Source organism: Marinobacter sp. BSs20148 (assembly GCF_000283275.1).
In the GTDB taxonomy this organism is placed as follows: Bacteria; Pseudomonadota; Gammaproteobacteria; order Pseudomonadales; family Oleiphilaceae; genus Marinobacter; species Marinobacter psychrophilus.
This window is the reverse complement of sequence record NC_018268.1, coordinates 1-12,092: the sequence shown is the minus strand read 5'-3', so window position 1 is coordinate 12,092 and position 12,092 is coordinate 1. Positions and strand designations below refer to the sequence as shown.

Sequence of the window (12,092 nt, the reverse complement as noted above, 5' to 3'; positions counted from 1 at the left end):
GGTCACAGAGCAGAGGGGCGTATGATAAACCCTTAGGCAATACAGATCGTAAGTTTGCGAGAGTTTACAGTACCCACTCATTAGGAGGCACACTATCAACACCGTTCATCGCGAAGCTTTGAGACTGGTTGTCGGGTTTATTCATCCTTATCGCAAAGCCGTTGCTGGTGCGATAGTTGCCCTAGTTATTACGGCGGGAATCACCCTTGGATTAGGTCAGGGACTGCGTATTCTAGTAGACCAAGGATTGGCCACCGAGTCACCGGCCAATCTGGCGCGAGCTGTGGGACTGTTTTTTGTCTTGGTTCTTGGCCTGGCGGCGGGTTCTTTTGCTCGATTTTATCTGGTGTCGTGGATTGGCGAGCGGGTGGTCGCCGATATCCGTAAACGGGTATTCAACCACTTGATTGATCTGAACCCAGGATTTTTCGAGAGCAACCGGGCGCTGGAAATACAGTCGCGATTTACGGCGGATACCACGGTACTGCAATCCGTGATTGGCTCCACAGTGTCGATTGCGCTGCGAAACGCGCTGATGCTAGTTGGCGGTTTGCTGCTGTTGTTTATCACCAACGCCAAGCTGGCGTCAGTCATAGTGCTGGGTTTTCCGCTGGTTATTGTGCCCATCGTTATTTTTGGCCGCCGCGTGCGGCAGCTATCGCGCTTGAGCCAAGACCGGATAGCCGATGTGGGCAGTTACGTGGGTGAAAATTTAACGCAGATAAAAACCGTGCAAGCGTTCAACCATCAGCCCCACGACCGCCAGCATTTTTCTGAAGTTTCTGAAAATGCCTTTGATATCGCCCATGCCCGCATTCGCCAACGCGCCTGGCTAACCACCATGGCCATTACTCTGGTGATGGGAGCTGTGGGCGTGGTCATATGGATTGGTGGTCTGGATGTGATTTACGGCCGCATTACGCCGGGCGAGCTGGCCGCCTTTTTGTTTTACAGCTTATTGGTGGGTATTGCCGCTGGCGCCATCAGTGAAGTCATTGGGGAACTACAACGGGCGGCAGGGTCAGCCGCGCGACTATTCGAGCTGTTGCAGACCAAGTCTGAGTTTCAGCGTCCAGTCGATTTACCCGAACAGTTTCCTCAGCCGGTAAAAGGTGAAATACGTCTTGAACACCTGACATTCAGCTATCCTGGCCGCAGTGCTCAGCCCGCCCTGCAAGACGTGTGCCTTGAGGTGCGGGCGGGGGAGACGTTAGCGATCGTGGGGCCATCAGGGGCGGGCAAATCCACCTTATTTGATCTGCTACTACACTTTTATCAACCCAGCGGCGGCTGCGTGCGCATCGATGGCACGGATACTCGGGATGTATCACTGCAAGCCCTTCGCAGCTGCTTTGCCTTGGTGCCACAGAATCCCGCGTTGTTCTACGGTACGGTTGCCGACAACATTCGCTACGCACGTCCGCAAGCGACTCAGGCAGAGGTCGAAGAGGCCGCCGGCATTGCCCACGCCCATGAATTCATCGTGGCTCTACCCGAAGGCTACCAAACCCGACTGGGTGATGGCGGGTTGGGTCTGTCCGGTGGCCAGAAACAACGCCTGGCCATTGCCCGTGCGCTATTGGCGGACGCTCCCATTCTGCTGCTAGACGAAGCCACCAGTGCGCTGGATGCCCATAGCGAGAACCTGATTCAGCAGGCCATGCCAGCACTCACAACCGGCCGTACCACGCTGGTCATTGCCCACCGCCTTGCCACGGTGCGGGATGCAGATCGCATTGCGGTGTTTGACCAAGGCCGTTTGCTGGCGGTGGGCAGCCATCAGCAATTAATGCAGGAAAATAGCCTCTACCAGCGCCTGGCGCAGCTACAGTTCCGCAGCCAAACTGGAGAATAGCGTTGTTTCGTGCTACCGTAGTTCTCATAATTTTGCAATGAATCGAACCAAATTTAATTCAGGTTCGAACAAATATACCCACTCAGGGAGTACAACCGCGTGAGTAACAAAGAACTTCAAGCACTTAAAGAACGCTACGTTGCAGCCGGAGCCGCAAGCCCCAACGAGCAGTTTGCAGATCATGCCACTAACGCTGAACTGTGGGATGCCGACGGCAAACGCATGATCGATTTCGCCGGCGGTATTGGCGTACTGAACATCGGCCACCGCCATCCAAAAGTTGTGGAAGCGATAAAAGCTCAGCTAGACAAACTAATGCACACGTGCCAAACGGTTATGCCTTACGAGGGTTATGTGCGGCTGGCGCAGAAACTCAGCGACGTGACACCTGTCCGCGGCCACGCCAAAGTTATGCTGGCCAATTCCGGGGCCGAAGCCCTCGAAAACGCCGTGAAAATTGCCCGCGCAGCGACCGGTCGTACCAACGTGATTTGTTTCGATGGCGGTTATCACGGCCGTACCTTCATGACCATGGCAATGAACGGCAAAGCGGCTCCTTACCAGACCGACTTCGGCCCAATGCCTGGAATGGTCTACCGGGCTCCCTATCCAGTGCCCTATCACGGCGTCAGCGAAGACGAAGCTCTTCGTGGCCTGGCCATGACCATGAAAGCAGATTCACCGGCTCGCAATACCGCCGCCATTGTTATCGAACCCGTATTGGGCGAGGGCGGCTTCTACCCGGCACCTACCAGCTTTATGAAAGCCCTGCGCAAAATCTGCGATGACAACGGTATTGTATTGATTGTTGATGAAGTGCAAAGCGGGTTTGGACGTACCGGTAAGATGTTTGCAATCGAGCACACAGGCGTTGAACCAGACATGATGACTATGGCCAAGAGCATGGCCGACGGTATGCCGATTTCTGCCATTGTGGGCACTGACAAAATCATGGACTCGTGTGGTCCCAATTCTTTGGGTGGCACTTACGCCGGTAGCCCCACTGCCTGTGCAGCTGCGCTAGCGGTGTTTGAAGTATTCGAGACCGAGGATATTCTGGGCAAAAGCCAGCGCCTGGGCGAGAAGCTGAACCAACGTTTCAGTCAGTGGCAGGAGCAGTTTGCCCACGTCGACAACGTGCGTACCTTGGGTGCCATGGCCGCGTTTGAGTTGGTAGACAGTAAAGATACTCACAAACCCATGCCAGAGCTGGCTGGAGCCATTACCAAACTCGCCAAAGCCAAAGGGTTGATTGTGCTGGGTTGTGGTTTGTACGGCAACACGCTGCGTTTTCTGATGCCGGTTACCATCGAAGACGAGGTACTGGAAGAAGGTTTAGCCATTTTAGAGCAATGTTTGGCAGAAGCTGGCGCCTGATCCGCGCTTACTTACGCTGATAAGTCGGGCCAAGTGCCCGGCTTTTTTGTGTCTGCTCGTTACTAAAAATTGAATCGACCATGCTAGGCTCGGCGTATTTACTCAGGTGCCTTTATTTCTCGTATACTGCGCTCAGTGCTCAGTGAGGCTCGCGTAACTTTGCCAGCCTCGTCGCCGTTTCATCAATCAGGCAGAATCATGACGTCACCGAATACTTCATCTGTATCCGATCACAAACCCAGGCCTTGGATAGACCTACTGGTCAGTATTATTATCCCTTCCGTTATTCTGATGAAGTTCAGCGGCGATGAGTACCTAGGCAGCGTAAATGCGCTGATTGTTGGTCTTGCGTTCCCCCTGGGATGGGGTCTGTTTGAATTAATTCGCTATGGAAAGAAGAACTTCATCGCTCTGTTGGGGATAATCAGTGTGACCCTCACTGGCGGCATTGGCTTGCTAGAACTGGACGCTGGCTGGCTCGCCATCAAAGAAGCCGCGGTGCCTGCAGTGATTGGTCTGGCAGTGCTGGTATCTACACGTACCCGTTACCCACTGGTGCGCACGTTACTGTACAACCCCAACGTGCTAGACGTGGATAAGATTCAAAAAACGTTGGTAGAGAACGGCAAAGTCGCCGAATTCGAAGCTCGGTTGCTGAACGCCAGCTACTTTTTTGCCGCTACTTTTCTATTCTCATCGATCATGAACTACGTACTTGCACGCTGGATTGTGACCAGTGACGCTGGCACCCAAGCGTTCAACGAGGAACTGGGGCGAATGACGCTTGTCAGCTATCCAATGATTGCCATTCCTTCTATGGTGATGATGATGCTTATTTTTTGGTACTTATGGCGCACCATCAGCCGCTTGACGGGTTATAAATTAGAACAGGTAATGGCTCCGCATCTAGCTGATAAATAAAGTTAATTTAAGTAAAAAAACGGCGAAGATTTGCATCTTCGCCGTTTTTTTTGATTCCGAATTTTAGAAAGATCAGATATCCAGGTTAGTCACTTCCAGGGCATGCGTCTGAATGAAGTTACGGCGCGGCTCAACATCATCACCCATCAATGTGGTGAACATCTGGTCAGCGGCGAAAGCGTCTGCAATGGTCACTTTCATCATACGGCGGGATTCTGGGTCCATGGTGGTGTCCCACAGCTGTTCCGGATTCATCTCGCCCAGACCCTTATAACGCTGAAGGGTCAGGCCGCGCTGAGCTTCTTTCATCAACCAAGCAAGAGCGCCTTCAAACGACAAAACAACTTGCTTACGCTCACCACGCTGAACGTAGGCTCCTTCTTCAACCAGAGCGTCCAGGGTTTCACCCAGACGGGCGATGGCCTTGTAAGATGGCGCTTCAAAGAACGTATGGCTGAACACGTGTTCGTGGGCCATACCGTGCAAATGAACCGTGACCATTGGCAAATACAGATCGCGCTCGGTGTCGTGATGTACCGAGAACACGTATTTGGTGCCAGTGCGCGTATCCAATTCCAGATGTTCACCCAAGCGACCTACCCAGCTGGCAACCGTGTTTTCGTCTTTCAGCTGTTCTGGGGTGAGGGTGTTGTTGTGCAGCATCTGCGCCAGCACCTTAGACGGGTAAGCGCGTGACAGGCGGTCAATCATGGCCATCACGGCCTGATAGTCCTTCACCATGGTTTCCAGAGCAGAATCCTTGATGGCAGGCGCATCGGCGTTAACGAACAGCTGCGCGCCTTCCAATGCGGTCTGGGTTAAATAGCTCTCGCGGGCATTTTCATCCTTCAGATACTGCTCTTGCTTGCCCCGCTTTACTTTGTAAAGCGGGGGCATGGCGATGAACACGTGGCCACGCTCGATTACTTCACGCATTTGACGGAACAGGAAGGTCAGCAGCAGAGTGCGGATGTGCGAACCATCTACGTCGGCGTCAGTCATGATGATAATAGAATGATAGCGCAGTTTTTCAACGTTAAACTCTTCGCGCCCAATGCCACAGCCCAGAGCCGTAATCAAGTTACCAACTTCTGCGGATGACAGCATCTTGTCAAAGCGGGCTTTTTCGACATTCAGGATTTTACCTTTCAGCGGCAGAATTGCCTGGTTTCGCCGTTCCCGACCTTGCTTTGCACTACCGCCCGCGGAGTCACCCTCCACTATAAATAGTTCGGAAAGAGCAGGATCTTTTTCCTGACAGTCGGCCAGTTTTCCGGGTAGACCGGCAATATCTAAAGCGCCTTTGCGGCGAGTCATATCACGGGCTTTACGCGCTGCTTCGCGGGCACGGGCGGCTTCAATCATCTTATTGACGATTAGCCGCGCCTCACTGGGCTGCTCCTGAAGATATGCTGCAAAGCTCTGATAGAGCTCCTGTTCTACAGCCGTTTTCACCTCGGAGGAAACCAACTTGTCTTTGGTCTGGGAAGAAAACTTTGGGTCTGGTACTTTCACACTGATGATCGCAGTCAGGCCTTCGCGAGCGTCGTCGCCGGAAGTGCTCACTTTGGCTTTCTTACCCAAGCCTTCGTGCTCAATGTAACTGTTCAAGGAACGAGTTAGTGCCGTGCGAAAACCAACGAGGTGCGTACCGCCGTCTCGCTGTGGAATATTATTGGTAAAACAGTAGATATTTTCCTGGAACGCATCATTCCACTGCATAGCCACTTCTACTTCAATGCCGTCTTCACGCTGTTGAGTAAAATAAAACACCTTGTTGATAGGGGTTTTGTTGGTGTTCAGGTGTTCGACAAACGCCCGCAAACCACCCTCATATTCAAAGAGTTCTTCTTTTCCACTGCGCTCATCAGTCAGGCGAATGCGGACACCGCTGTTCAAAAACGCCAGTTCCCGTACCCGTTTTGCCAGAATCTCGTAGTGAAACTTGATGTTGGTGAACGTAGCTTCTGAAGGAATGAAGTGCACCTTGGTGCCGCTAGCGTCAGTAGTGCCGACCTCGTGCAAAGGCGCCGCAGGAACACCGTGGTTATAAGTCTGCTCGTAGACTTTGCCGCTGCGGCGAATGGTTAACGTCAACACCGACGAGAGCGCATTAACAACAGACACACCCACACCGTGAAGACCGCCCGACACTTTATAGGTGTTGTCGTCAAACTTACCGCCGGCGTGAAGTACGGTCATGATAACTTCGGCAGCAGAAACGCCTTCGCCTTCGTGCAGATCAACTGGAATACCGCGACCATTGTCGTGCACGCTGACGGATTCGTCGGGGTGGATACGGATTCCGATTTCTGTACAGTGCCCGGCTAGCGCTTCGTCAATGGAGTTGTCTACCAGTTCGAACACCATGTGGTGGAGGCCGGTGCCGTCGTCCGTATCGCCGATGTACATACCAGGCCGCTTGCGCACGGCGTCCAGGCCTTTCAGTACTTTGATACTGGAGGAATTGTAGGCTGATTCACTCATTAAAAAACTCCTGAAGGCTGATGGCCGCAGCGTGATTAAAAAAATGCGGCCAGCTAATGTTCTTCCGTTACCTGACCATGTTCCACGTGGAACATTTTGAAATCGGGCGTTGTTGTACCCGGCCATAAGGTGTCGGGCGTCTGCTGTTCGATAGAGGTGATGAACACCTGACACTGCAGCAATCGTAATTTTTCGGCCAACATTTGCCGATGTTGTCTATCCAGTTCGGCGTTTATGTCGTCCAACAAAAATGTGACCTGCTTACCCAACGGCCGTAAAACCATGCCTTGGGCAATCTTCATCAAAATGACCAATGTCTTTTGCTGACCGCGCGACAATATTTCCGCAACCGGCCGGCCTTGTATTTTTAACCGAATGTCGGCTCGGTTGGGTCCATACAAAGTGTGCCCCATTCGACGTTCCTGATCCCGATGACTCACCAGAACTTCCGATAAAGGTTGGGCATGATCCCAGCCGGGGTAAAACTCCAGCTTTAGCTCATTCGCCCAGGCTGCATCGGTTTCTCCGAGAAGCAACCAGAAAGCCTCTTTAAACAGGGCAAACGCCGCAAGACGGGCATCCGTCACTCGATTGCTTAACAGGTCGTACTGGGCATCCCAGGCCCGCATCAGCGTTTCATCTATTCTACCATTTCTCAGCGTTTGGTTCCGCTGTGATATTACTCGCTGACATTGCTGCCAGGCGCCACCAAAAGAAGGTTCCACGTGGAACACTGACCAATCCAGGAACTGCCGTCGCTTACCCGGGCCGCCAGCCACAATATCAAACACGCCCGGGTCGATCACCGATACCGGGAGATGTCGCGCTAATGCCGACAGATTGCGTACCGGTTCACCATCTACTCTTAGAACTGTCTCCTTAAGGCCGACATCTCTAGAAATGCCCAAGCGATGCGCATAACTTGAGGCGCTCGCTTCAGGTGCTGTCTTTGATTCGGAATTCGGAATACCAAAGTTGAGAGTATCAGAGTTACCCGCATAAGGATTTGAAACACCAGAACAGGTCGCGCCAGTATTAGAACCACCACCATCAAGAGTGCCCGCATCCAGACCACCGAAAACCGTAAATCTCTGCTGTAGATGTTGAACCACGGCTTGGTGGCGACTGACGCGGAACGATCGGCCTATGCCCAAGTAGCCAATAGCCTCTAGCAGACTGGTTTTACCACTGCCGTTAGCGCCGTATATTAGATTAAAAGCGGGGGAGAAGGTGACGGGCTTTGCCGCCAAGTTACGGAAGTGCTCGGTTTGAAGTGTAATCAGTGCCATAAAAAAACCAGGGGCCTAGACCCCTACTAGTGCAGCATCTTTAGGCGGTCGTCCATGAACATATCCATTTCCGGCGCCAATATGTGTACGTAGCGATCAAAATACAAAAATTGCTTCAACAGCAATGCAAATTCCCGCGGAAAGTGCAGACCATGGCTTTCACCTACTTTGACCATATCCATCAGCAGATGATTTACGTCGTCTTCGGCCCGGTCCGCAGTATAAGCAACGGTATCTGGCACCATTTGATCCATTTTGGAGTAAAGCGTGCGTAAATCGTTAGCGAGCAGGCTGGCTTCAACCGTGTGTCGAGTCACCCCAATGCGGATCATTGCATCAGCCATACCGTCGAAATTGCCCACCATCACAGTCTGAATAAAATCGTTCACCGCCTGCCAGGTGTCAGGCGCAATCCGCCCAACTATCCCAAAATCGATAAACCCAACCCGACCGTCGCGCAACACCATCAGGTTACCGGCGTGTACATCGGCGTGAAAAAACTCGCATTGCGTAAGGCTGGAAAACCAGGTGTTCATCGCAGTAATCAGGGTTCCTTCCGGATTATTTGTGTATCCGCGAATACTGTCCAGATCGGTCAAAGGAACACCGTGAAAACGTTCCATTACTAAAATACGGCGGGAACTACACTGCTCATAGACCTTCGGCACGGTGGCGTCGGTGTTATGAGTGTCGTGAAGAAACTGCCTGAAAACCTCAAGGTTATTGGCTTCCTTAATAAAATCACACTCTTCCATCATCGTGCGCTGAATTTCATCAACAATGTCGGATAATGATGTCCACGACAGCTTTGGCGCCAAAGTTTCAAGAATTCGGGCAGATACGTACAAAAAGTTCAGGTCCGTGAGCAGAATATTGCGTACGCCGGGCTTTTGCACCTTGATAACCACTTCTTCGCCGCTGATCAACCGCGCTACGTGCACTTGGGCGATGGATGCCGAGGCCAAGGCTACTGGGTCGATGTCTGTAAACACCTCTTCCACCGGCCGGCCTAATTCTTCCTCAATGATTTTGCGAATCACCCGATATGGCAGATTTGGGGTGCTATCCAGGCAACCCTGAAACTCTTCGACATACTCTTTCGGAAAAAAAGTCGGTGAGCTGGCAATGAATTGCCCCAGCTTTATGTAGGTAGCACCAAGGGACTCGAAGGTCTGTCGCAACAAACGCGGAGCAGGAGGGCGGTCACCGCGCATCCAGTTAAACCCGGTGCGCCCAAGCACACTCATAGTCTGACCAATACGAAATGCACCTTTTATACCGTCTTTTAAACGTGTCACCATGCCCCGGAACTCCTGTTATTAAAACCTTTTAGAACTCTTTATCCATGAATTGCATACACCGACTATACGCGGAGTACTCACGCCCGCTGTTTGTGATGAACCTGTGGCAACCTACAAACGCATTGGCATGACCACATAGAGGCAGCGAGCATCCGTTTGCGATTCAATCAGCGCGCTACTGTTAGGGTTCGACAAAGTCACCTTTACCTGATCATCATCCAACGCGTTCATGACATCTATCAGATAGCCAACGTTGAAACCGATTTGCAAGGTTTCACCCTGATAATCTACCGACAACGCATCTTCCGCCTGTTCCTGGTCTGGGTTGTTAGCAAACACCTGGAGTTCATTGGACGCCAGATTCAAACGCACACCACGAATGTTTTCGTGAGACAGAATACCTGCCCGCTGCAGAGTATTCTTCAGGGTAATCCTATCCGCCAACACGACTTTATCGCCACCGCGTGGAATAACCCGATTGTAATCGGGGAATTTTCCCTCAATCAGTTTAGACGTGAACGTATAACTGCCCACGGTAGCGCGTAAGTGATTATCACCAATCACCAGGGTAACCGGTGTATCCACGTCATCCAGCAAGCGCGAAAGCTCTAGCACGCCTTTACGGGGCACAATAACCTGACGCGCCTCTAGACAACCAGTTTCAACATCTTGATGGGCCATCGCCAAACGGTGACCATCGGTGGCTACAGTACGAACGTGATCTGCCGCAACTTCCAACAGCAAACCGTTCAAGTAATAACGAACATCCTGCTGAGCCATGGCAAACGCGGTGCTGTCGAACATACGCCGTAGCTCTTTTTGCGGCAGCTCCAGACGGAAGCTCTCAACTTCGTCTTCCACATTGGGGAAATGCTCGGCCGGCAAGGTCGCCAGGGTAAAGTGGCTTTTGCCACAACGAAGATGCAAGCGGTCGCCCTGCTGATTCAATTCAATGGGCGATTCCTCTCCCAGCGCACGGCAAATGTCCGCAAGCTTGCGTGCCGGCACGGTTATACGCCCAGGCTGATCGATATGAACCGGGCTGATGCGCGCTACCAGCTCCACTTCCATATTAGTGCCGGTAAGTGTCAGAGTGTTGTCCTCGGCAACCAGCAAAACGTTGGAGAGCACGGGCATGGTCTGTTTCTTTTCAACCACGCCGGCAATGCTTTGCAGCGGGGTTAGCAGGGATTCACGGCTGATCGTCAGTTTCATGGCACTCAATATTCTTTTGGTGAAGTTTCTCAGGGTTCAAGACCCGCAGACAGAGCGCGGTAGCGCAGCTGTCAGCTGGTCAATAGTCGCATAAAATTCTGGTAGTCTTCTCGTATACTCGGATCACTTTCCTGCAATTCTACGATTTTTTTGCAAGCGTGAAGCACTGTGGTGTGGTCTCGGCCACCAAAAGCACCACCAATTTCCGGCAAACTGTGGTTCGTCAGCTCTTTCGACAGTGACATGGCCACTTGACGCGGACGAGTCACATTACGTGTACGGCGTTTGGAATGAAGGTCCGCAACTTTGATTTTGTAATATTCCGCTACCGTGCGCTGAATGTTATCAATACTGACCTGTTTTTCATGCAGTGCCAGCAAATCTTTCAAGCTCTCACGAATAAACGGCGGCGTAATTTCCGAGCCCGTAAAGTGAGCGTTGGCAATTACCAGGCGTAAGGCGCCTTCCAGTTCTCGCACGTTTGAGCGAATTTTCTGGGCAATAAAAAAAGCCGCTTCACTGCTGAGCTTAACGTTTACCTGCTCAGCTTTTTTCATCAGGATAGCCACCCGGGTTTCCAACTCCGGCGGCTCGACCATTACCGTCAGACCCCAGCCAAAGCGGGACTTCAATCGTTCTTCCAGATCCACAATTTCTTTCGGGAATCGGTCACTGGTCACAATGACCTGCTGACCACCCTCGAGCAACGCGTTAAAAGTGTGGAAAAATTCTTCCTGGGAACGCTCTTTCCGGGCGAAAAACTGAATATCGTCAATCAGCAGAGCGTCTACCGAACGATAATAGCGTTTAAATTCATTGATGGCGTTCAACTGCAGTGCTTTTACCATGTCCGCCACAAAACGTTCTGAACGAAGATACGCGACTTTAGCATTTGGATTGCGACGCACAATTTCATTGCCCACCGCGTGCATCAAGTGGGTTTTACCCAAGCCAACACCGCCGTATAAAAATAGCGGATTATAAGCACCGCCAGGGTTTTCTGCGACTTGCATAGACGCGGCGCGGGCCAATTGGTTGGACTTACCCTCGACGAAGGTCTGAAATGTAAATGTCTCGTTCAAAAAGCTCTGATGCTTTATATCCCCTTCAATTTGAGCGCCGGGCCGGGTGCCGGATGTTCTTGGACGCGAAGCTGCTGGCGCCGTTACCGGCGCCGCCGGCCTGCTCTGCTGGTTTGCCAATTCACCACGATCGTCTTTTGCCAGCGGGTTGGTATTGATTGCCGTTGGTTCGCGGCGCTCTGAATCGCCAGCTTTAGGCGCAGAGCCCACCTTCATACCCACTCTGGGGGCGTGGCCGCCGTTCAGCTCTTTCAGTATTTCTTCGATACGGCGAAGGTATTTTTCATTTACCCAGTCCATTACAAATCGGTTCGGAGCAAAAAGAACCAACTGACCATCACGCAAATCTGGCTGCAGAGGTCGCAACCAGGTATTGAACTGCTGTGCCGGAAACTCGTCCCGGAGTACTTCAAGACATTGCTGCCACATACCGTATCGGCACCACCTGATAACAAAACGCTGCATTTTTCTGAGGCCTTGCGATTCTTACACCACTGGCCTTTGAAGAGAACTCGCGATTCTACCTTGCCGAGGCCATCAGTAAAAGTACTCGAAGCAATTCATA

Annotated in this window: 8 protein-coding genes; 3 read left to right on the top strand and 5 right to left on the bottom strand. The window is 52.0% G+C overall.

Features of this window, described 5'->3' with window-relative positions; translation table 11 throughout:
- The first annotated feature begins 118 nt into the window (after positions 1–118).
- The 3 genes from MRBBS_RS00040 (at position 119) to MRBBS_RS00030 (ending at position 4,153) form a co-directional block, all read left to right on the top strand.
- The gene (locus tag MRBBS_RS00040) at positions 119–1,855 is read left to right on the top strand and encodes an ABC transporter transmembrane domain-containing protein (RefSeq protein ID WP_014869327.1); all 1,737 of its coding nucleotides are present in this window, start codon (positions 119–121) and stop codon (positions 1,853–1,855) included.
- A 99-nt stretch (positions 1,856–1,954) separates the two neighbouring features.
- Positions 1,955–3,232 (top strand): 4-aminobutyrate--2-oxoglutarate transaminase, encoded by a 1,278-nt coding sequence (gabT, locus tag MRBBS_RS00035; RefSeq protein ID WP_014869326.1) that lies wholly within the window; start codon positions 1,955–1,957, stop codon positions 3,230–3,232.
- A 198-nt stretch (positions 3,233–3,430) separates the two neighbouring features.
- On the top strand, positions 3,431–4,153 hold the full coding sequence (locus MRBBS_RS00030) for a VC0807 family protein (protein ID WP_014869325.1): 723 nt from the start codon (positions 3,431–3,433) through the stop codon (positions 4,151–4,153).
- Positions 4,154–4,225: 72 nt separating this feature from the next.
- Here the strand turns inward: MRBBS_RS00030 and gyrB are convergent, their stop codons facing one another.
- From gyrB to dnaA, 5 genes are all read right to left on the bottom strand, one after another.
- The gene (gyrB, locus tag MRBBS_RS00025; protein WP_014869324.1) at positions 4,226–6,640 is read right to left on the bottom strand and encodes a DNA topoisomerase (ATP-hydrolyzing) subunit B; all 2,415 of its coding nucleotides are present in this window, start codon (positions 6,638–6,640) and stop codon (positions 4,226–4,228) included.
- Between the two features lie 53 nt (positions 6,641–6,693).
- Positions 6,694–7,929 carry a DNA replication/repair protein RecF gene (recF, locus tag MRBBS_RS00020; RefSeq protein WP_014869323.1) on the bottom strand — a complete coding sequence of 412 codons (1,236 nt, stop codon included), beginning with the start codon at positions 7,927–7,929 and terminating at the stop codon, positions 6,694–6,696.
- A gap of 26 nt (positions 7,930–7,955) precedes the next feature.
- Positions 7,956–9,230 (bottom strand): ABC1 kinase family protein, encoded by a 1,275-nt coding sequence (locus tag MRBBS_RS00015; RefSeq protein WP_014869322.1) that lies wholly within the window; start codon positions 9,228–9,230, stop codon positions 7,956–7,958.
- A 111-nt stretch (positions 9,231–9,341) separates the two neighbouring features.
- A complete protein-coding gene (gene dnaN, locus MRBBS_RS00010) occupies positions 9,342–10,445 on the bottom strand; it encodes a DNA polymerase III subunit beta (RefSeq protein WP_014869321.1) in 1,104 nt (367 codons plus the stop codon).
- A 71-nt stretch (positions 10,446–10,516) separates the two neighbouring features.
- Entirely contained in the window at positions 10,517–11,956 is a 1,440-nt protein-coding gene (gene dnaA, locus MRBBS_RS00005) for a chromosomal replication initiator protein DnaA (protein ID WP_041634991.1), read from the bottom strand.
- Positions 11,957–12,092: the final 136 nt, after the last annotated feature.

Bases quoted from the DNA above. Each gene is read 5' to 3' on its own strand.
- MRBBS_RS00030 (WP_014869325.1), top strand. From the start codon at position 3,431: ATGACGTCACCGAATACTTCATCTGTATCCGATCACAAACCCAGGCCT.
- gyrB (WP_014869324.1), bottom strand. From the start codon at position 6,640: ATGAGTGAATCAGCCTACAATTCCTCCAGTATCAAAGTACTGAAAGGC.
- recF (WP_014869323.1), bottom strand. From the start codon at position 7,929: ATGGCACTGATTACACTTCAAACCGAGCACTTCCGTAACTTGGCGGCA.
- MRBBS_RS00015 (WP_014869322.1), bottom strand. From the start codon at position 9,230: ATGGTGACACGTTTAAAAGACGGTATAAAAGGTGCATTTCGTATTGGT.
- dnaN (WP_014869321.1), bottom strand. From the start codon at position 10,445: ATGAAACTGACGATCAGCCGTGAATCCCTGCTAACCCCGCTGCAAAGC.
- dnaA (WP_041634991.1), bottom strand. From the start codon at position 11,956: ATGTGGCAGCAATGTCTTGAAGTACTCCGGGACGAGTTTCCGGCACAG.